We start from the raw sequence: 19973 nt of genomic DNA on the forward strand, positions 1-19973 counted from the left end.
CAAAAAACAGGACGGCTGAATAAAAAATGAGAATCAAAAAGAAAACATGGATTCTGACTTTCGAGAGCACAACGCAGGCGATGGCGGCAGAAAAATTTTGTTTGGAGCAAAACTTACCGGGACGTCTGATTCCGATTCCAAGGGAGATTACGGCAGGTTGTGGTCTTTCCTGGAAGACAGCACCGGAGGCGAGAGATGAGGTTCTCACGGCACTCAAGAAAGCAGGCTATCGCTGGGAAGCGGAATATGTACTGGAGTTATAGTAAAATGAAAATTCACAGTATGTATGCAAATGAAAATGTTTTGCCGGAGCGGATAATGGCAGAATAATTTGAACTATGGATAAAATAACTATAGATCCAATAATTGCGGAGTATACAAAATAAGTTCCGGGAAATACGGGAACGTATGAAAAAAGGAGTAACAAATGGAAGAAAATGAACTGCACTATCATATGAAAGTGCGGGTGTTTCGAAAAGAAGGAGCATTTGGTCCCGGAGTGGCGGAGCTGATGCGTCATGTGGAAGAGACGGGCTCTCTGTCAGAAGCCTGCCGGTGCATGGGGATGGCGTATTCCAAGGGATGGCGCATTATGAAACACGCGGAGGAAGACCTTGGTTTTACCCTGATGGAAGGAAGCCGGGGCGGCAGCAGAGGCGGACGAACCATGCTTACCGGGGAAGGAAAGGATTTTCTGCGGCGATATGAAATGTTTATGGATGAACTAAACCAGAACGCTAAAAAAGCTTTTGTGAAATATTTCCAGAAATAGGCGGAAAATATTGCGAGAGAAATAAACCAAGAGAAAAATATGAGAACGATAGGAACAAAATCTATGTATGCTGCAAAGTATCACATCAGAAATATTGCAAAAAAGTAACGTATTTGAGAAAAACAGAGCGAAAAAAGTGTACATTAACAGAATTGACAAATAAAAACGAGTATTGTAAAGTTATATTTATGTGAACGTTATTCTTGAATGAGAATAACGAAAAAGAAAGGAATATCCGATGAAAAAAAGTGATCTGATCATAGTCCGGGGAGCGGGGGATCTGGCGACCGGGACGATTCATCGACTGAAAAAGAGCGGATTTCATCTTCTGGTTCTGGAAACGGATCACCCGGCGGCGATTCGAAGACAGGTGGCATTGAGTGAAGCTGTCTACAGTGGAAGTGCCTGTGTGGAGAATGTAGAGGCTGTCAGGATAGAAAACACAGGACAGCTGCATCAGGCATGGGATGAGGAAAAAGTGCCGGTGTTGGTGGATCCGGAGGGGGAAAGCATCCGGCTTTTGAAACCGAAGGTTGTGGTGGATGCGATCCTTGCAAAGAAGAACCTCGGAACGAAAAAAGATATGGCACCGCTTACCATCGGACTTGGTCCTGGGTTTACCGCGGGCGAAGATGTGGATGTGGTGATCGAGACGAAGCGCGGACATAATCTTGGAAGAATTATCCGGCAGGGCAGTGCGTATCCAAATACCGGGATTCCGGGGATCATCGGCGGATACGGCGCGGAACGTGTGATTCACGCCCCGGCAGCAGGAATCCTGAAAAACAGAAGTAAGATTGGAGATATCGTGGAAGCCGGGCAGGTGCTGGCTGTGATCGAGGGAGAAGCGGGAACGACGGAAGTACCCGCAACGATCAACGGACTTCTCCGCGGGCTGATCCGGGACAATTATCCGGTGACAAAAGGATTTAAGATTGCGGATATTGATCCGAGAAAAGAAGAACTGGCGAATTGTTTTACGATTTCTGACAAAGCCCGCTGCATCGCAGGAAGTGTATTGGAAGTAATCTGCGGAGCACTGGAGTAGGGGAGGAGAACACGTATGAAATTAATGAAAACCGAAGACGCCATTGGGCAGGTTCTGTGTCATGATATCACACAGATCATTCCCGGGGTGACGAAAGACGCGGTATTCCGGAAAGGTCATATCATTACCGAGGAGGATATCCCGGTACTTCTGAGCGTGGGAAAAGAACATATTTATATCTGGGAAAAGGATGAACATATGCTTCATGAAAATGAGGCGGCACAGATCCTCTACGAGATGTGCAAAAATGATCATATGCATCCGTCCGAAGTAAAAGAAGGAAAAATCGAACTGATCGCCGAGCAGGGTGGACTTTTGAAAGTAGACCGGGAAAAACTGAAAAAAGTAAATGGTCTCGGAGAGATGATGATCGCAACCCGCCATGGAAATACCTGTGTCAAAAAAGGGGACAAGCTGGCGGGAACCAGAATTATCCCGCTGGTGATCGAGAAAGAGAAGATGGAACGCGCCAAAGCAGTCTGTCAGGACGGTCCGATTCTGACTTTGAAGCCGCTGCATAAGAAAAAGGTGGCGATCCTGACCACCGGAAGTGAAGTTTATCACGGAAGAATTGAGGACAAATTCACCCCGGTACTGGTAGAAAAACTGAAAGAATATGACTGTGAAATGATTTTCCATGAAGTGTATGACGATGATCACGAAGCAATCACAAAAGGTTGTCTGCAGGCGATCGAACAGGGAGCTGAGCTGGTACTTTGTACCGGTGGCATGAGTGTGGATCCGGATGACAGGACTCCGCTGGCAATCAAAAATACAGGGGCGCGGATCGTTTCTTACGGTGCACCGGTGCTTCCGGGAGCGATGTTCCTGCTGTCCTATTATCAGGAACGGATCCCGATCGTAGGACTTCCGGGATGTGTGATGTATGCAAAACGGACGATTTTCGATCTGGCACTGCCGCGCCTTTTAGCAGATGATGAGATTACAGCCGAAGAACTGGCAGCACTGGGTGAGGGCGGTCTGTGCCTGAACTGTCCGGTCTGTACGTACCCGAACTGCGGTTTTGGAAAAGGCTGGTAGAAGAAACATGCTGGATCAGTATGGAAGAAGAATTAATTACCTGCGGATATCGGTCACGGATCGATGTAATCTGCGGTGCCGCTACTGCATGCCGGAAGGGGTGCAGGATGTAGGAATGAAAAATATTCTGACGTTTGAGGAAATCTGGGAGATCGTAAAGGTGAGCGTGAGTCTTGGCATCACGCATATCCGCATCACCGGCGGAGAACCTCTGGTGCGAAAAGGCTGTGCGGATCTGATACTTGGAATCCGGAAAATTCCGGGAGTGGAAACCATCACGATGACGACAAATGGTGTTCTGCTTGGAAACTATGCAAAACAGCTGAAAGAAGCCGGTGTAGATGGAGTGAATATCAGCCTGGATACACTGGATCCGGAAGAATTCTGTCAGATTACCGGGAAACGGGAACTTCCGGCAGTTCTTGCGGGGATCCGGGCGGCAAAAGATGCCGGATTACCGGTGAAGCTGAATGCAGTCAATCGAAAAGAACTGGACCCGGTTCCATTGGTGCGTTATGCACAGAATGAGAACCTTCCGCTTCGTTTTATCGAAATGATGCCGGTTGGATATGGCAAACAATATGTGGGAAGAAGCAATGAAGAACTGCGAGAAATGCTGGAAAAAACATTTGGAACAGCAGAAAAGCTTGTTGATTCGGAAGAACTTTCCAGGATGGGAAGCGGACCGGCGGTGTATTACCGATTTTCAGATCTGAAAGTTCCGGTTGGATTTATCAGCGCCATACATGGAAAATTCTGTGACACCTGTAACCGTGTCAGATTAACGGCGGAAGGGTATCTGAAACTGTGTCTGTGTTACGATCAGGGCGTAGATCTTCGCCATGTGCTTCGAGAAGGAGAAAAAGAAAATCTTCGAACAGTAATGGAAGAGGCTATTTTTCGGAAGCCTGCGGCACACTGTTTTGAACGTCCGTCAGAGATGACGGAGACACATGAGATGGTAAAAATTGGTGGATAGAAAGGAACAACTTTGGGAGTAATCAAAGGAATCTGTATCAGTGAAAAACGAGGTACAGCGAAACATGAAATCGAAGAGGCAGTGCTGGTAAAGGACTGGGGTATCCAGGGAGATGCCCATGCGGGGCACTGGCACAGACAAGTGAGTCTGCTGTCCTATGAAAAAATCGAAGAATTTCGCAAAAAAGGTGCCGACATCGGGCTTGGTGCTTTCGGAGAAAATCTGATCGTCAGCGGTTATGATTTCGGCAGTCTTCCGGTAGGAACCCGTTTTCGATGCGGGGATGCCATCCTGGAGATGACGCAAATCGGGAAAGAGTGTCACAGCCACTGCGAAATCTATAAACGCATGGGAGAATGTATCATGCCGAGAGAAGGCGTATTTGCTGTTGTGCTGGAAGGCGGAACCATCCGAAAGGGTGACAATCTCGAAATCATGGAAATGGAATAACAGGAACTTCACGGAAAAGTGATTCATGAAAAAAATGAGCGTATAAAAAATGGAAATTTCAGATAACTATGAAAAGAGTAAAAAAAGAATCATAAAAGGAAATACAATCAATGAAAACACTATATCAGTTATTACTGGATCGATGGAACCAGAAGACCGATACGGTTCTGGTGACCATTGTAGAAGGAAATGGTTCCATTCCGCGAACTACAGGTGCTTATATGGCGGTGGATAAGACCGGAAGAATCTACGGAACCATCGGAGGCGGTAACCTGGAGTACCAGGCGGTGAAAAAAGCCATGGAACTGACGGGAACCGATGCACATTTTGTGGAAGACTTTGATCTTGGAACCGGAGAAAACGGTGGATTGGGAATGGTCTGCGGGGGCAATGTGAAAGTCCTGTTTTACAGTGTCCGTGTGAAAGATCCGGCGGTTGGAGCATTTTTCAAAGAGGCGCTGGTGACAGCGGACGAGGGAAAACCTTACTGGCTGGTTCTTCCATTTTCCGAAGGACTGCCACAGATCCGAAAAGAGATCACAGAAGGCAGAGGACACTGCCGGATCCTAGAGGAAAACGGACAGAAACTTTATGCAGAAGAATTCTGTTACGATGGAAAAGTTTATGTTTTTGGAGGCGGTCATCTGGCGCAGGAACTGGTTCCGGTGCTCAGCCATCTGGGCTTCTGGTGTATGGTCATGGATGACCGGGAAGAATATACCGATCCCGCTTTGTTTCCGGGAGTGCAGGAGACAAAGACCGTAGATTTTACAGCACTTTCGCAGATTCTGGAAGTAAAACCGGAGGATTATCTGGTGGTAGTCACGAGAGGGCATCGCTGTGATGCCGATGTGGAACGGTTTGCCTTGCGGACACCTGCTTCTTATATCGGCGTAGTGGGAAGTAAAAGAAAAACCCAGTATGTCAGAGAAAAATTATTAAACGAAGGCTTCACCAGTGAAGAACTGGACCGGGTGTACGCACCTATCGGAATCGAGATTGGAAGTGAAACACCGGCGGAGATTGCCATCAGCATCGCAGCACAGCTGATACAGATCCGCGCAGAAAAAACAGGATTAAAGAGAAAAAACAATGAAGAAAAAAAGCGTAAGTATGTTACTGGCAGCAGCTATGGTAGTGTCCATGTTCACAGGATGCGGCTCTAAGAGCGACAGCGCAGCGGATACAACAAAAGAAGAGACACAGACAGAAGCAACAGCAGATGACGAAAGCACTGACACAACAGCAGACGATGCAAGCGAAGAAACTACCATTACCGTATTTGCTGCAAAGAGTCTGAATCAGGTTATGGAAGAGCTGATCGCGAAGTTCCAGGAAACACATCCAAATGTAAATGTGCAGGGAAGCTATGACAGTTCAGGAACTCTGCTGACACAGATCGAAGAAGGTGCAGCCTGCGACGTATTTTTCTCAGCAGCTGTAAAACAGATGGATCAGCTGGATGAGACCGATGGTCTGGTTGTGGACGGAACCCGTCATAATGTAGTAAATAACCAGGTATGCCTGGTAACTTATAAAGGAAGCAACACCGAAGTAACCAGCCTGGAAGATATGAGCAAAGCAAGCAGTATCGCACTGGCAGACGGCTCTGTACCGGTCGGAAAATACACCCGTCAGGCAATGGTAAATGCAGGTATACTGGATGCCGTTGATGATGTATCTACCATCCCGACCGCAACTGTTTCCGAAGCACTGGGCGGTGTGGAAATCAATGAGTGTGCAAATGTTGGTGCGGTTACTTTCGCAGTAGCAGAAGGCTCTAACGAAGTAGGAACGGTATATTATTCGGATACTTACGGACTGGAAGACCGTCTGGAGATCCTGCAGATTATCCCGTATGATCTGACCGGTGATGTTATCTATCCGGTGGCACAGGTACAGAATCCGGAAGCAGAAGAACTGGAATCCACAACAGCCAAGGAATTCATAGATTTTCTGATCACCGATGATGCAAAGACCATTTTCCGGAAATACTACTTCGATACGGATGTAGAGGACTAATAGTAATATAAAAAATGCATATATACCGCCGGGATCTGTTTTTCCGACGAGGAGAATGAAGGATGGAGACACAAATAGAACAGATGATGGAATTTATGAAGGGACTGGACTGGAGTCCCCTGCTGATCTCATTAAAGACTGGAGTGGTGGCTACCATTCTTTCTTTTTTTGGAGGAATCTATGCGGCAAGACAGGTGGTAAAAGCAGATCCGAAGACAAAAGCGGTGATGGACGGGATTCTGACCCTTCCGATGGTACTGCCACCGACGGTAGCTGGATTTTTCCTGCTGCTGATCTTCAGTCTGCGGCGGCCGTTTGGTGCGGCATTGTATGGCAATTTTGGAATCAAAGTCGTGCAGACCTGGCTGGGATGTATCCTGGCGGCGACCGTGATCGCTTTTCCGCTAATGTACCGGAACGCGAGGGCGGCATTTGAACAGATAGATGCCAATCTTGTCTATGCGGCGAGGACACTCGGCATGTCGGAAATGACAATTTTCTGGAAAGTGGTAATTCCGTCTGCCGGACCGGGTATCCTTTCCGGAACAATCCTGACCTTTGCGAGAGCCATGGGAGAGTACGGAGCGACTTCGATGCTCGCGGGAAATATTCCGGGAAAGACGGGAACGATTTCCCAGAAGATCGCCATGGTTATTCAGGACGGTGATTATGGAACCGCCGGTTTCTGGGTACTCATTATTATGAGCATTGCGTTTGTTGTGGTACTGGTGATGAATCTGATCGGATCCGGCGGGAACAAACATAAAAAACGTTGGTAAGGGAGACGAACGATGCTGCAGGTAAAGATAAAAAAGAAACTGGGAAATTTTCTGCTGGATGTGGATTTTTCGATGGATGGCGGTGTATTTGCCATCCTGGGAGCATCCGGATGTGGAAAAAGTATGACGTTAAAATGTATCGCAGGGATCGAACGCCCGGATGAGGGAAGAATCGTACTGAATGACCGGGTATTGTTTGACTCGGAAAAACGGATCAATCTGCCGCCACAGAAACGAAAAGTCGGATATATGTTTCAAGATTACGCATTGTTTCCCAACATGAATGTGGTACAGAACATTCAGGCGGGGATGGGAAGAAAGCCGGATCCGAAGAAAGTCAGAGAGTATATCACAGGATTTCAGCTTGGCGGACTGGAAAATCACATGCCGGGTCAGCTCTCCGGCGGACAAAAACAGCGTGTGGCGATGGCACGTATGCTGGCTTCGGAGCCGGAAGTGCTGCTTCTGGACGAACCGTTTGCTGCGCTGGACAGCTATCTGAAATGGAAAATGGAACAGCAGATGCTGGAACTTTTGCAGGAGGTACAGAAGCCTGTACTTTTCGTATCACACAGCAGAGATGAGGTCTACCGGCTGTGTGATACGGTCAGCTGTATCAACCAGGGACGGATGGAAGTGATCGAACCGGTAAAAGAATTTTTCCGGAATCCGAAGACGAAGACGGCGGCACTTTTATCCGGTTGTAAAAATATCTGTGCGGTGGAAGCCATGGAAAGCCACAAAGACGGAAACTGGCTCTGGGCAGCAGAGTGGGGCGTCGCCCTTCGGGTATCCAAAGAAGCCCTGCAGGCGCAGACGATCGGAATCCGCGCCCATTATTTTACAGGAGAAAAACCGGTGGAAGGCAATTACAGCGAGTTTCCGGTGGGTGAATACCGGATCATGGAAGATCCTTTTGAGTGGAATGTCTCTTTTCGAAAAGACGATTCCTGTGAGTGGCTGCAATGGAAAACAGCGAAAACCGACTGGGATCCTTCGGATGGAGTGCCCAAGGTGCTGTATGTGAAAGAAGAAGACCTGTTGCTGCTGGATGTCGGTACAGCCGGACGAGACTGAGAGAACAGCAATATGACAGAAATTATGTCTGGAGAAAAATGTTGTAGCTGTCAGAAAAACAGCTACAGTTTCTTCAGGCATTTTTTCTCATCGATTTCCACCAGAATAATATCTTCCCCGATCTGACAGATACATTCCCAGGGGATGCAGAATTCGCTGTCCCTTCCGAGAAAACAGCAGAATTTTCCGGGACCGGGAATGATGAGGGCGGTAATCTGCCCGTTACACGGATCAAATTCCACATCCACAGGGCAGCCAAGGGTTTTACAGTTGCAGGTATTGATGACTTCTTTTTGTTTCAGATCAATAATTCGCATAAAAATCCTGAATCTTATCTTTCTTTTATAATAATTATATGTTTTGTGGACAATTGTCTTGACGATGAGTTTGCGATTATATTATGATGAGAAGAGATAGAGCATCCGCTGCGTGAGGGGACGCAGGAGAGATGCCGGTTGTAGGAAAAGTAACTGTGAAGACACGGAACAGTTACTGGGAAAATAAGAAAACTGTGAGAAAATTGAACGGGAATAAGGGGACACGAGAGAATACCGGACAATCAAAGTCAGTTTGCGGAAAGAGAAGGATAAAATATGAAGTGTCCGTTTTGTAATCAGGATAATACCCGGGTTGTGGATTCCCGCCCGGTGGATGACAATACTGCCATCCGGAGAAGAAGAATGTGTGATGCGTGCGGAAAACGATTTACCACTTATGAGAAAGTAGAGACGATTCCGCTGATCGTGATCAAAAAAGACCAGAACAGAGAGCAGTTTGACCGGTCAAAGATTGAGGCGGGTGTACTGCGTGCCTGCCACAAACGTCCGGTATCTGCAGAACAGATCCACAAGCTGGTGGACGAGGTGGAAACCGAGATCTTCAATCTGGAGGAACGGGAGATTCCGAGTTCTGTGATCGGAGAGATCGTGATGGATAAACTCAAAGACCTGGAAGCAGTTGCCTATGTGCGTTTTGCTTCGGTATACAGAGAATTTAAAGATGTCAATACCTTTATGGATGAACTGAAGAAGATTCTGAAATAAATGGAAATTTGACAAGCGCACCATTGTGCGTTACAATAAAAAAAATATGTAATCCACTGAATTAGTGTGATAAAGTAAAAAAATGAAAACGAATGGAGGCAGATACTAATGAAGACTTTTGATAAATCTTCCAAACTGGATAACGTATTATACGATGTAAGAGGGCCCGTGGTGGACGAGGCGGCCAGAATGGAAGCGGATGGTCTCAGTATTCTGAAATTGAATATCGGTAATCCGGCTCCATTTGGTTTTAATGCACCGGAAGAAGTGATTCTGGATATGAGACAGTCCTTATGGGACTGCCAGGGATACTCGGATTCGAAGGGACTGTTTTCCGCAAGAAAAGCGGTTATGCAGTACTGTCAGTTAAAGCAAATCCCGGATGTGACGATGGACGATATTTACACCGGTAACGGCGTCAGTGAGCTGATCAACCTGAGTATGCAGGCACTGTTAAATGACGGTGACGAGATCCTCATCCCGGCACCGGATTATCCGTTGTGGACGGCAACAGCTACACTGGCAGGCGGTAAAGTGGTGCATTACATCTGTGACGAAGAGTCTGACTGGAATCCGGATATTGCGGATATCAGAAGTAAGATCACAGACAGAACAAAAGCAATCGTTATCATCAACCCGAACAACCCGACCGGAGCTTTGTATTCGAAAGAAATTCTGGAAGAGATCGTGAAGATCGCAGAAGAGTTCGGACTGATCATCTTCTCCGATGAGATCTATGACCGTCTGGTGATGGATGGACTGAAACATATTTCCATCGCATCGATCGCGCCGAAAAATGTGTTCTGCGTGACCTTCAGCGGACTGTCCAAATCCCATATGATCGCAGGTTTCCGTGTGGGCTGGATGGTATTAAGCGGAAATAAAAAAGCAGCAGCAGGTTATATCGAGGGAATCAAGATGCTTTCCAATATGCGCCTTTGTTCGAATGTACCAGCACAGTCGATCATTCAGACGGCGCTTGGCGGATATCAGAGCGTAGAAGAGTATCTGCAGCCGGGCGGAAGAATCTATGAACAGAGAGAAGTGATCTATAAACTGTTGAATGATATTCCGGGAGTATCGGCGAAGAAACCGAAAGCCGCATTCTACATTTTCCCGAAACTGGATGTGGAGAAATTTAACATCTACGACGACGAAAAATTTGCACTGGATCTGCTGAGAGAGAAGAGAATCCTGATTGTACATGGTGGCGGATTCAACTGGGATAAACCGGATCATTTCCGTGTGGTATATCTGCCGAGAGTCGCAGATTTGGAGAAAGCGACAAAGAAACTGGCAGAGTTTCTGGATGGATATCATCAAAAATAAAAATATTGAGATACAGAAGAAAAGAGAGAGCAGATGGAACCTTTATGGAGTTCTGTCTGCTCTCTCTTTTGGATTCTGAAATAGATGTCAGTCAATGATTTCATAGAAGTAAGCCTCTGTTACTCCTGCACATGATCCAGTCCCTGTGCGAGAATGGTTGCTACATGCGCATCAGCCAGTGAATAATATACGGTTTTTCCATCTCTCCGGAATTTGACCAGTGCGGACTGTTTTAACACACGCAGCTGATGGGAGATGGCACTCTGTGTCATACCCAGAAGCTCTGCGATGTCGCAGACGCAAAGTTCACCGCCGGATAATGCATACAAAATACGGATTCTGGTAGGATCACCGAATACTTTGTAGAGATCTGCCAGACGATACAAAGTTTCATCCTCCGGAGCTTTCATTGGAAGATGCAGATGATGGTGGTGGCAGATATCACAGGTTTCAATTTCGCCATTACCGGCTGTATGCAGATGGGGTTGTTGTAATGTTTGTTTCATTCGTTCACCAATTCCTTACTATGCTGTTTCTGTCTTTGCTAACTGTTTTATCAATGCTACAGTTATGCCTGTCTTTTAGTTTAACGGAAAAAACAGATTTGGTCAAGGTCAAAGAAAAACACCGGGTCAGCGAGTGTATTTCCACATCTCGTGCCCCGGTATCAGTCAGATCAATAGGGATCTGTTTTATAAAAATCTTAGAAATTCAGAGTAAAGGTAAAGGACAGTTTGTCCTGATCTACCCGATACTCTTTTGCCAGAGCAGGACCACAGCTGTTGGAACCGCAGCCTGACATATAACCATCCAGACACAGCACGGTGTACGGAGATTTTTCCAGTTCGAAGCTGTGTGCTTTGGTGGTCAGTTCTTCCTGTGTGTAACGGGAAGCACTAAAGCTGAAGTTCTGTGCACCGGATACCAGCAGGGAACGGTGATCGGAAGAGGTCAGAGCCAGTCCGGAGCAGTTCCAGTGGCTTCCGTTTTCCTGTGGACGCAGATAATCTTCATGGAGACTGTCTACATCAGAGGTATAAAGTCCCAGTTTTGCATCGTGATGTTTGTCCGGATAACTTTCAATCGGTCCATAGCCGAAATAAGTAACATCGGCGAAGGTCGGTTCCAGGAACAGACGCAGACCGAAACGAGGCAGGAAAGGCATCTTTGGCAGCGGAGTTTTTGCAAGCGGTACATGAACCGGTTTGCGCTCACCGTCTACGGTGACGGTCAGAGTACCGTCTTTGGCAACTTTCCAGGTAATGGTTCCCTCGATGATTCTCTGCAGATATACAGCAGCCAGAGAATAGGTGGAAGTAACGGTTACAGCTTCCTCATCCTGTGTCCATTCGGTAGCATATACTTTGGTGCGGGCTCTGTCGTAACCGGCAGCTTCCCATTCCCAGCGGATCCGACGGTCATTATCCAGCGGCGCACGCCAGATATTTAACTGGATCGGCTGTGCGATCAGATTTTTCTGATCTTTTACAAGAGCGGTGAAAGTTCCTTTCCATTTGTCATAGACATAACGGAAGGCAGTACCACTGATCACCAGTTCATTTTCCAGATCTTCTACAGCTACAGCAGATGCAGCAGATGCAGCAGATGCAGCAGATGCGGTCTGAGCGCCGGAGAACTTGACAACGGCTGCAATGGCACTTGCGGCATCGGTGGAGAAGATCAGCTGATCGTGACCGGCTTCATATCCTGCAGGAGTCAGCAGAGCGTCTTCTTTTTGCAGATAATGCAGGGTAACGATGGTGTTGCCCTCTGCAGTTACAGCGAATGGCAATGTGATCGTCACTTTTTCTTTCGCCGGGCAGTCAACTGGATCCAGAGTACCGGAAAGTGTGGTTACGCCGTCTTTCTGCACATCATAAGTGATCGTAAATCCGTCTTTGATGTTTGTATAATCCAGTTTGTTATCCAGTTCTACCAGCCCTTTAGAAACGTCCAGCAGAGTGGCACGAATCGGGCGGGCTACATTTTTATGTTCCAGAAGACCGGTGTGCGGAGTACGATCCGGGTATACCAGCCCATCCATACAGAAGTTTCCGTCGTGGACTTCTTCGTTCCAGTCGCCGCCGTAGAAGAATTTATCTTTGCCTTCGATGGTTTTGCCCATATATACGGAGTGGTCGCACCATTCCCATACGAAACCGCCGATATAACCCGGATATTTGTAGAGACGTTCAAAATAAGCCTCCAGGTCTCCAGGACCGTTACCCATAGCGTGGCAGTATTCTACTTCGATAAATGGTTTTTTGCCTTCTTTGGAGCAGAACTCGTCGATAAATTCTACCGGTGCGTACATCCGGGAGAAGACATCCAGATCATGTACATCATTCACATAATCGGTATTGGTCTGCTGCCAGATACTGTTTTCATAGTTCAGAACACGATCCGGATCATAGGATTTGATCCATGCGGCAGCCTTTTCTAGGTTCGGACCGTAAGCACTTTCATTTCCCATGGACCAGGAGAAAACGCTGGAGCAGTTTTTGTCCCGGTGAACCAGATGTTGGATACGGTCTACGACAGCAGTCTCATAGGAAGGGTCACGCATCAGATAACCATAGCTTTCTTCGTACTGCACTTCGCCCATGTCGACATGTTCACTCTTACTTCCATAGAGTGTGGTGCATCCGTGGGATTCCAGATCGGCTTCATCCATCACATAGAAACCGTATTTGTCATACATCTGTGTTGCCCATGGAGCATTTGGATAATGGCTGGTACGGATCGCATTGATGTTATGCTCTTTCATCAGTTTCAGATCGGTCAGAAGCTGTTCTCTTGTGACTGCAGCGCCGGTAAATGGATTGCTGTCGTGACGGTTGGTACCTTTGATCTTGAAGTTGACACCGTTGATATAGATGACATTTCCTTTGATGTCGATCCGGCGAAGACCGACTTTCTGAGCGATCACTTCTTCCGGTGTGGAAAGAACCAGCGTATACAGTGCCGGATGTTCTGCGTTCCACAGATCCGGAGTATTTACACTAAACTGTACTTTTCCATCGGTAGGAGTGGCAGCAGTCAGGAATTCTCCGTCCGGTGCATACAGTTTTGCTGTGATGGCAGGAGTTCCGCAAAGGTCAAGGTCTACCAGAATCTCAGCTTTGGTGAGATCCTCGCTTACCGGTGTGTGGACAAAATAATCACGGATATGATCCGCCGGACGAACCAGCAAATAAACGTCACGGAAGATACCGGTAAAACGCAGTTTATCCTGATCTTCCAGATACGTTCCGTCACACCATTTTAAAACGAGAACGGTCAGGCGGTTATTGCCTGTGGTTACTTTGTCTGTGATGTCAAATTCGCTTCCGGAATGAGAAATCTGGCTATAACCGACAAAAGTTCCGTTGACCCATACATAGTAGCAGGAGTCCACGCCGTCAAAGTTCAGATAAATTTTCTGTGCCGCTTCCTCTTCGGTCAGTGAAAATTCTTTCACATACACACCAGCCGGGTTGTTATCCGGTACATATGGCGGATCGAAAGGAATCGGATAGCGGACATTGGTATACTGATTATGATCATACCCAAGAATCTGCCAGCAGCTTGGAACCGGAATGGTATCGTAGCCGGTAGTATCGGCAGTTTTTTCGATGCATCCTTCCGGAACCTGGTGATAGCTTGCATAAAATTTGAACTTCCAGTCATCGCCGTTTAACACGATGGCACGGGAAGCATTCAGCATATCTGCGTCGTTGGCTTCCGCTTCCTCTTTACAAGGAACATAGTAGGCACGAAGCGGTTCTGTTCCGATATGTAAAGAAGAAGGATCCTGGAAATAATTTTGAAGTTTCATAAGAAAAACCCTCCTTCTAAAAGGTGCAATTTTTAGTTGTCTGCACCTGCTATATCTATTCTAATCGGTAAATATCAGAAAAACAAGAGTAACAAGTTAATGGTTCAGACTTTTCTGTTATGCATGTGTGGTGGTTGACACAATGCTGTCTTACGATAAGCGGAAGATCACAGTTTCGTATGGTTTCAGTGTTAAAATTTCATCTTCCGGACAAATATCATGTTCCGGATAATTAGATAAAAGTACTGAAGTATCCAACTGTAAACCGGTTCCGGCGTACTGGAATTTCTGAACATCCTGCGAAAAATTATGTACAGCGAGCAATGTTTCCTCCTGATAACTTCTCGTATAGGCAATCACCGGTCCTTCCTCCGGACAGCAAAGGTGCAGGTCACCGTGTGCCATGACAGGATGCTCTTTTCGGAGTGTGATCAGTTTCTGATAAAAACGAAAGACGGAAGAATCATCTGCCATTTGGCTGGCGGCGTTGATTTCTTTATAGTTGGGATTGACACCGAGCCATGGTGTATGGTCGGAAAATCCACCGTATGCGCTGTCATCCCACTGCATCGGTGTCCGGGCATTATCTCGGCTGATGCGCTGGGCTTCTGCGAGAGCTTCCTGTGGTGTGATTTCCTCTTCAATCATGGTATGGTAGGCATTTCGGGTATCGATATCGTCATAGTCTTCGATGGAAGGATATGCAACATTTGTCATACCCAGTTCCTCGCCCTGATAAACAAAGGGAGTTCCCGGGAGCGTATGAAGGTAAGCTGCCAGCATTTTTGCGGATGCTTCCCGGTAAGTCGTATCATTTCCATAGAGGGAAACCTGGCGTGGTTTATCGTGGTTACTTAAAAATCTTGCCCACCAGCCGTCTGCTTTCAGAAGTTCGTAGTTGTGATGAAGATCACGCTTCATTTTCTCCGGTGACCAGGTCCGGATCTCTACGATTGGTGGTACAAACGGAATTGCCATATTAAATTCTTCGCTGGCAGCGCTCGAGTAGTTGATGGCATCCTGGTCGTTATTGATGTTGACTTCTCCGACACTCATCAGGTGATCGGGTGTCATGGTCTTTGCAACCATTTCCCGGATATAACGATGTGTTCCTTCCAGGTTCACACAGGCGACAGTACCAAACTGTTCGTTTGGATTGGCACGGCCATCCAGTCCTTTGTCCAGATAACTGATGGCATCGATGCGGTAGCCATCCACGCCTTTATCGTTCCAGAAGCGGATAATATCAAAGATTTTTTCTTTTGTCTCAGGATTGTCCCAATTGAGATCCGGCTGTTCTTTTGCAAAAAAATGCAGGTAATACTGCCCACGCTCCGCTGCATATTCCCAGGCACTGCCGCCAAACACAGACATCCAGCCATTCGGTGCACCACCATCAGGAGCAGGATCTCTCCAGATATAATAATCACTGTAGGGATTGTTGCGGGATTTTCTGGATTCCTGAAACCAGATATGCCTGTCAGAAGAGTGATTCAACACCAGATCCATGATAATCGCGATCCCCCGCGCATGAGCCCCGTCCCGGAAAGCATCCCAGTCCTCCATGGTTCCGAATTCTTCCATGATGGAGGTGTAATCGGAAATGTCATATCCATTATCCACATTTGGTGAAGCGAACACCGGTGACATCCATACCGCATTGATGCCAAGTTCCTGCAGATAATCAAGTTTTTCAATCATTCCTTTCAGATCGCCGATTCCGTCATGATTGCCGTCTTTGAAGCTTCTCGGATAGATCTGATAGATCACCAGATCCTTATACCAGTCTTTTTCGTGTTTCATATCGTTCCCCTTTCGTCTTTTTATACAAAGATATATTAAAAACATTATATTCTATTGTGCAGAAAAGAGCAAGCAAATACTGGGGACGGAGAAATATGGCTTAATGCCATATTTCTCCGTCCCCAGCGGTTCAACATTGACGAACTCGAACATCATGTTATAATAAGAAGCAGATGTAGAAAAATGATAATGGAGGATACAAACATGAAGAAAACAATTTTTGCTGAAAAAGCACCTGCAGCAGTAGGACCTTATGTACATGCTGTAGAAGCTGGAAATATGGTATTTACTTCCGGTCAGCTGGGACTGGATCCGGAGAACGGAACTCTGCCGGAAGGTATCGAGGCACAGACGCATCAAGCACTGAAAAACCTGGGAGCTGTTCTGGAAGCAGCAGGCGTTGGATATGAAGACGTTGTTCGTACCATGGTATTTCTGGACAATATGGATGACTTTGCAACAGTCAATGCCATCTACGCAGAATACTTCAAAGATGCTGCACCGGCTCGTTCCTGTGTGGAAGTTGCAAGACTTCCGAAGGGCGGTCTGATCGAGATTGAAGCAATCGCAGCAAAATAAAGGAAAAAGATACCCGGATATGGAGAGAATACATCGGTATCCGGGTATCTTTTTTATACGATGCGCTTTAATATGGTAATATGATAAAAAAATAAAGCAAAAAATGATTGACAAGACAGGAAGTTTTCGGGATAATGGATTACGAATATTTTTACGGACTGTGAAAGTACGAAGTACGGAACAATCCGGTATCATAATTACATAAAGGAAGGATGAGAAAAAGGAATGAGTAACACAGATACCATAGTAATCCTGATCGCATTTGCGGCATATCTGGTGCTGATGATTGTGATCGGTGCGATCTACATGAAAAATACGAACAATTCAGAAGATTATTTTCTTGGCGGAAGAGGGCTGAGCGGCTGGGTGGCTGCGCTGTCGGCACAGGCGTCGGATATGAGCGGCTGGCTGTTGATGGGACTTCCGGGAACCGTATATGCACTGGGTACAGGGCAGTCCTGGATCGCGATCGGACTGTTCCTCGGAACAGTCTGTAACTGGGTGTTTATTTCTTCACGGTTGAGAAAATATACGATCAAGGCAAATAACTCCCTGACACTGCCGGCATACTTTGAAAACCGGTTCCGTGATAAAAAAAGGGTACTGCTTCTGGTATCATCGATTGTGATCGTTATCTTTTTCCTGGTATATACAGCGTCTGCACTGTCTGCCGGTGGAAAATTATTTAACTCTGTATTCGGTGTGGATTATCATGTGGCCCTGGCCATCGGTGCTGCGGTTATCCTGATCTATACGTTTATGGGCGGTTTTATGGCGGTTTGTGTGACCGATTTTATTCAGGGAAGTCTGATGTTAGTAGGACTGCTGGTGGTTCCGATTGCTGCATACTTTATGGTAGGAGCGGATCAGGTAAAACCGATTCTTGACCAGAGCGGTGTTGTGGGCGGTGCTTCGGCATATCTGAGTCTGTTTCGGAATGGTGACCGGTCTTATACCGCAGTGGAGATTATCTCACAGCTGGCCTGGGGGCTGGGATATTGTGGAATGCCGCATATTCTGACTCGATTTATGGCGGTAAAGAATCAGAAAGAGTTGAGAAAATCGAGAGTAATTGCTATTATATGGGTAACGATTTCTCTGGCAGCAGCTGTAGCGATCGGTATTATCGGTCGTGTCTATCTGTTTCCGACGATTCTTGGAACGGAGGGAAATGCTTCCACAGAAAGCGTCTTTATCGAGATGATCACAAAAATGTTTACGAAAGATACGAATCTGCCATTTGTCGGAGGAATCTTCCTGTGCGGTATCCTGGCAGCGATTATGTCCACAGCGGATTCACAGCTTCTGGTGACGGCTTCATCCGTGTCTAAAGATATTTATAAGGATATTCTGAAACCGGAATCCGATGAGAAAAAAGTGCTGAAGGTGAGCCGTTTTACAGTACTGGTTGTTGCATTGCTGGCATTTTTGATTGCCTGGGATCCAAACAACAGTATTATGGGACTGGTATCCAACGCATGGGCAGGTCTTGGTTCGGCGTTCGGACCGATCGTAGTGATGTCCCTGTTCTGGAGAAGAACGAATTTTGCCGGAGCAGTAGCGGGGATTGTGTCCGGTGGCGGTGCGGTTCTGATATGGGATTATCTGCCGTTGGTACATGGACAGACGCTTGGAACTGCGACCGGGCTGTATTCACTGGTGGCAGGATTTGCGCTGAGTATTCTCTGCATTGTGATCTTCAGTCTCTGTACGAAGGAACCATCTCAGGAAATTCTGGCAGAGTTCGATGAAGTAAAAAACTGGAAAGAGTAAGAAATCTATGAATTATTTGCTGACGATAGAATATGAAGGAACCCGTTACGAAGGATGGCAGAGACAGAAGAAAACCACGCAGACGATTCAGGGAAAGCTGGAACAGGTATTATCCAGAATGACAGAAAAAGAGATTGAGATCGACGGAGCAGGGCGGACGGATGCCGGGGTTCATGCGAAGAATCAGACAGCCAGTGTGCATCTGGCAAAGAAATGGGATCCGAAGGAGATTTTGCAATATATGAATCAGTATCTGCCGGAAGATATCTGTGTAAAGTCCGTGGAACAGGTATCGGAACGGTTTCATGCAAGGCTCTGGGCGGAAGGAAAATGTTATTCTTACCGGATTGGAACGGATGAGCAGAAATCGGTGTTTGACCGGAAGTTTCGGTATCATCTGGGGGAAACTCTGGATGTAGAGGCGATGCGCCGGGCAGCACAGGATCTGGTGGGAACCCATGATTTTAAATCGTTTTGTGGCAATCCGAAGATGAAGAAATCCACGGTGCGGACGATTACGGATATAGTGATTGAAGAGTCGGAGCATGAGATACGGATTGTGTATACGGGAAATGGGTTTCTTCAGTATATGGTCAGAATCTTAACCGGAACTTTGATTGAGGTGGGGCAGCATAGGAGGGATGCGGACAGTATGCCGGAGCTGCTTGAGAGGATGGAGCGGAAGTTTGCGGGCGTTACGGCGCCGGCAGAGGGGCTGTGTCTTGAACGCGTATTTTATTCAAAAAAATAGGAGAAAAGAGTTTTTTTTCGAAAAAGGAGAAATCTTCATTAATAAGTGATAAGAAAGAGTTCTAAATAATTTTGGATATAAAGATATAAAAAGGAAGATAGTTGTGTACATTAAGATGTACTGCTATCTTCCTTTTTATAGTATCTGATATTTTGCAACAATGTTCACTGCCGGATAGCAATGAAAGTATTTATTCCGGGTATACCAGGCGGTCTTCTTTGATGTCGGTTAATACTTCGGTCAGGAAGCGGTTTGCCAGGTAGTTTGCCATGGACAGGTTCATGTCGAGGTAGTTACCGCAGTCTTTTGGAGAGGCGCCTGGGACCTCGTCGTGGTAGTCGCGGATGAAGGTGAACATCTCGGTCATCAGCGGGACGATGTCTCTGGAAGTGTAGTTGCCTGCCAGAAGGAGATAGAAGCCGGTGCGGCAGCCCATTGGTCCGAAGTAGATGGTTTTGGAGCCGAAGTCCGGGTGATTTCTTAAGAAGGTGGCTCCCAGATGTTCGATGGTGTGTACCTCAGCGGTGTTCATCACCGGTTCTTCGTTCGGGGATGTCATACGGATATCGAATGTGGTGATCAGGGAATCGCCAACCGGGTCTTTGCGGGATACGTATACACCCGGCTGGAGCTTTATGTGGTCGATGGTAAAACTTGTGATTTTCTGCATAATAAAAACCTCCTGTGAGTTCGATGTACTCTCGGAGTCT

General features: G+C 46.7%; 20 protein-coding genes. 15 read left to right on the top strand and 5 right to left on the bottom strand.

Annotated features, from left to right (window positions below; all coding sequences use genetic code 11):
• The first annotated feature begins 26 nt into the window (after nucleotides 1-26).
• The 10 genes from ETP43_RS05545 (at nucleotide 27) to ETP43_RS05590 (ending at nucleotide 8168) form a co-directional block, all read left to right on the top strand.
• The gene (locus ETP43_RS05545) at nucleotides 27-263 is read left to right on the top strand and encodes a DUF3343 domain-containing protein (RefSeq protein ID WP_129257330.1); all 237 of its coding nucleotides are present in this window, start codon (nucleotides 27-29) and stop codon (nucleotides 261-263) included.
• A gap of 164 nt (nucleotides 264-427) precedes the next feature.
• Complete coding sequence (locus ETP43_RS05550; RefSeq protein ID WP_129257331.1) at nucleotides 428-772, top strand: winged helix-turn-helix domain-containing protein; 345 nt, start codon at nucleotides 428-430, stop codon at nucleotides 770-772.
• A 238-nt stretch (nucleotides 773-1010) separates the two neighbouring features.
• Nucleotides 1011-1820 (top strand): selenium-dependent molybdenum cofactor biosynthesis protein YqeB, encoded by an 810-nt coding sequence (gene yqeB, locus ETP43_RS05555; RefSeq protein WP_129257332.1) that lies wholly within the window; start codon nucleotides 1011-1013, stop codon nucleotides 1818-1820.
• A 15-nt stretch (nucleotides 1821-1835) separates the two neighbouring features.
• On the top strand, nucleotides 1836-2861 hold the full coding sequence (locus ETP43_RS05560; protein WP_129257333.1) for a molybdopterin-binding protein: 1026 nt from the start codon (nucleotides 1836-1838) through the stop codon (nucleotides 2859-2861).
• A gap of 7 nt (nucleotides 2862-2868) precedes the next feature.
• Nucleotides 2869-3840: a GTP 3',8-cyclase MoaA gene (gene moaA / locus ETP43_RS05565; protein WP_129259479.1), complete on the top strand. Its 972-nt coding sequence runs from the start codon at nucleotides 2869-2871 to the stop codon at nucleotides 3838-3840.
• A gap of 12 nt (nucleotides 3841-3852) precedes the next feature.
• Nucleotides 3853-4290 (top strand): MOSC domain-containing protein, encoded by a 438-nt coding sequence (locus tag ETP43_RS05570; RefSeq protein WP_129257334.1) that lies wholly within the window; start codon nucleotides 3853-3855, stop codon nucleotides 4288-4290.
• A 110-nt stretch (nucleotides 4291-4400) separates the two neighbouring features.
• Nucleotides 4401-5456, top strand: coding sequence for an XdhC family protein (locus ETP43_RS05575; RefSeq protein ID WP_129257335.1), 1056 nt, complete (start codon nucleotides 4401-4403; stop codon nucleotides 5454-5456).
• Entirely contained in the window at nucleotides 5383-6312 is a 930-nt protein-coding gene (gene modA / locus ETP43_RS05580; protein WP_129257336.1) for a molybdate ABC transporter substrate-binding protein, read from the top strand. Before ETP43_RS05575 ends, modA begins: the two co-directional genes overlap by 74 nt.
• Before the next feature lie 74 nt (nucleotides 6313-6386).
• Nucleotides 6387-7091 carry a molybdate ABC transporter permease subunit gene (modB, locus tag ETP43_RS05585; protein ID WP_129259481.1) on the top strand — a complete coding sequence of 235 codons (705 nt, stop codon included), beginning with the start codon at nucleotides 6387-6389 and terminating at the stop codon, nucleotides 7089-7091.
• Nucleotides 7092-7103: 12 nt separating this feature from the next.
• Complete coding sequence (locus tag ETP43_RS05590; RefSeq protein ID WP_129257337.1) at nucleotides 7104-8168, top strand: sulfate/molybdate ABC transporter ATP-binding protein; 1065 nt, start codon at nucleotides 7104-7106, stop codon at nucleotides 8166-8168.
• A gap of 62 nt (nucleotides 8169-8230) precedes the next feature.
• Here ETP43_RS05590 and ETP43_RS05595 read toward each other — a convergent pair whose 3' ends face one another.
• A complete protein-coding gene (locus tag ETP43_RS05595; protein WP_022400144.1) occupies nucleotides 8231-8485 on the bottom strand; it encodes a PRC-barrel domain-containing protein in 255 nt (84 codons plus the stop codon).
• Nucleotides 8486-8761: 276 nt separating this feature from the next.
• On the opposite strand from ETP43_RS05595, the gene nrdR reads away from it, so the two are divergent.
• Both nrdR and ETP43_RS05605 read left to right on the top strand, forming a co-directional pair.
• On the top strand, nucleotides 8762-9211 hold the full coding sequence (gene nrdR, locus ETP43_RS05600) for a transcriptional regulator NrdR (protein WP_022400143.1): 450 nt from the start codon (nucleotides 8762-8764) through the stop codon (nucleotides 9209-9211).
• A 108-nt stretch (nucleotides 9212-9319) separates the two neighbouring features.
• Nucleotides 9320-10540 (top strand): aminotransferase class I/II-fold pyridoxal phosphate-dependent enzyme, encoded by a 1221-nt coding sequence (locus ETP43_RS05605; protein ID WP_129257338.1) that lies wholly within the window; start codon nucleotides 9320-9322, stop codon nucleotides 10538-10540.
• Between the two features lie 119 nt (nucleotides 10541-10659).
• Here ETP43_RS05605 and ETP43_RS05610 read toward each other — a convergent pair whose 3' ends face one another.
• The 3 genes from ETP43_RS05610 to ETP43_RS05620 form a co-directional block, all read right to left on the bottom strand.
• A complete protein-coding gene (locus ETP43_RS05610) occupies nucleotides 10660-11046 on the bottom strand; it encodes an ArsR/SmtB family transcription factor (protein ID WP_022400141.1) in 387 nt (128 codons plus the stop codon).
• Nucleotides 11047-11243: 197 nt separating this feature from the next.
• The gene (locus ETP43_RS05615; RefSeq protein ID WP_129257339.1) at nucleotides 11244-14357 is read right to left on the bottom strand and encodes a glycoside hydrolase family 2 TIM barrel-domain containing protein; all 3114 of its coding nucleotides are present in this window, start codon (nucleotides 14355-14357) and stop codon (nucleotides 11244-11246) included.
• Nucleotides 14358-14507: 150 nt separating this feature from the next.
• A complete protein-coding gene (locus ETP43_RS05620; RefSeq protein ID WP_129257340.1) occupies nucleotides 14508-16160 on the bottom strand; it encodes a glycoside hydrolase family 13 protein in 1653 nt (550 codons plus the stop codon).
• A gap of 204 nt (nucleotides 16161-16364) precedes the next feature.
• On the opposite strand from ETP43_RS05620, the gene ETP43_RS05625 reads away from it, so the two are divergent.
• From ETP43_RS05625 to truA, 3 genes are all read left to right on the top strand, one after another.
• Nucleotides 16365-16739 (top strand): RidA family protein, encoded by a 375-nt coding sequence (locus tag ETP43_RS05625; RefSeq protein ID WP_022400137.1) that lies wholly within the window; start codon nucleotides 16365-16367, stop codon nucleotides 16737-16739.
• Nucleotides 16740-16964: 225 nt separating this feature from the next.
• Nucleotides 16965-18512 (top strand): sodium/proline symporter PutP, encoded by a 1548-nt coding sequence (gene putP / locus ETP43_RS05630; RefSeq protein WP_129257341.1) that lies wholly within the window; start codon nucleotides 16965-16967, stop codon nucleotides 18510-18512.
• Between the two features lie 7 nt (nucleotides 18513-18519).
• A complete protein-coding gene (gene truA / locus ETP43_RS05635; protein WP_129257342.1) occupies nucleotides 18520-19263 on the top strand; it encodes a tRNA pseudouridine(38-40) synthase TruA in 744 nt (247 codons plus the stop codon).
• 190 nt (nucleotides 19264-19453) lie between these two features.
• On the opposite strand, the gene ETP43_RS05640 is transcribed toward truA, so the two are convergent.
• On the bottom strand, nucleotides 19454-19933 hold the full coding sequence (locus ETP43_RS05640) for an S-ribosylhomocysteine lyase (RefSeq protein WP_022400134.1): 480 nt from the start codon (nucleotides 19931-19933) through the stop codon (nucleotides 19454-19456).
• Nucleotides 19934-19973: the final 40 nt, after the last annotated feature.

The sequence above is a fragment of the Blautia faecicola genome (assembly GCF_004123145.1).
In the GTDB taxonomy this organism is placed as follows: Bacteria; Bacillota; Clostridia; order Lachnospirales; family Lachnospiraceae; genus Oliverpabstia; species Oliverpabstia faecicola.

Coding starts and splice junctions, on each gene's coding strand:
- putP (WP_129257341.1), top strand. CDS start 16,965: ATGAGTAACACAGATACCATAGTAATCCTGATCGCATTTGCGGCATAT.
- ETP43_RS05595 (WP_022400144.1), bottom strand. CDS start 8,485: ATGCGAATTATTGATCTGAAACAAAAAGAAGTCATCAATACCTGCAAC.
- ETP43_RS05560 (WP_129257333.1), top strand. CDS start 1,836: ATGAAATTAATGAAAACCGAAGACGCCATTGGGCAGGTTCTGTGTCAT.
- ETP43_RS05575 (WP_129257335.1), top strand. CDS start 4,401: ATGAAAACACTATATCAGTTATTACTGGATCGATGGAACCAGAAGACC.
- ETP43_RS05625 (WP_022400137.1), top strand. CDS start 16,365: ATGAAGAAAACAATTTTTGCTGAAAAAGCACCTGCAGCAGTAGGACCT.
- yqeB (WP_129257332.1), top strand. CDS start 1,011: ATGAAAAAAAGTGATCTGATCATAGTCCGGGGAGCGGGGGATCTGGCG.
- moaA (WP_129259479.1), top strand. CDS start 2,869: ATGCTGGATCAGTATGGAAGAAGAATTAATTACCTGCGGATATCGGTC.
- ETP43_RS05640 (WP_022400134.1), bottom strand. CDS start 19,933: ATGCAGAAAATCACAAGTTTTACCATCGACCACATAAAGCTCCAGCCG.
- modA (WP_129257336.1), top strand. CDS start 5,383: ATGAAGAAAAAAAGCGTAAGTATGTTACTGGCAGCAGCTATGGTAGTG.
- truA (WP_129257342.1), top strand. CDS start 18,520: ATGAATTATTTGCTGACGATAGAATATGAAGGAACCCGTTACGAAGGA.
- ETP43_RS05545 (WP_129257330.1), top strand. CDS start 27: ATGAGAATCAAAAAGAAAACATGGATTCTGACTTTCGAGAGCACAACG.
- ETP43_RS05590 (WP_129257337.1), top strand. CDS start 7,104: ATGCTGCAGGTAAAGATAAAAAAGAAACTGGGAAATTTTCTGCTGGAT.
- ETP43_RS05615 (WP_129257339.1), bottom strand. CDS start 14,357: ATGAAACTTCAAAATTATTTCCAGGATCCTTCTTCTTTACATATCGGA.
- ETP43_RS05620 (WP_129257340.1), bottom strand. CDS start 16,160: ATGAAACACGAAAAAGACTGGTATAAGGATCTGGTGATCTATCAGATC.
- ETP43_RS05610 (WP_022400141.1), bottom strand. CDS start 11,046: ATGAAACAAACATTACAACAACCCCATCTGCATACAGCCGGTAATGGC.
- ETP43_RS05550 (WP_129257331.1), top strand. CDS start 428: ATGGAAGAAAATGAACTGCACTATCATATGAAAGTGCGGGTGTTTCGA.
- nrdR (WP_022400143.1), top strand. CDS start 8,762: ATGAAGTGTCCGTTTTGTAATCAGGATAATACCCGGGTTGTGGATTCC.
- ETP43_RS05605 (WP_129257338.1), top strand. CDS start 9,320: ATGAAGACTTTTGATAAATCTTCCAAACTGGATAACGTATTATACGAT.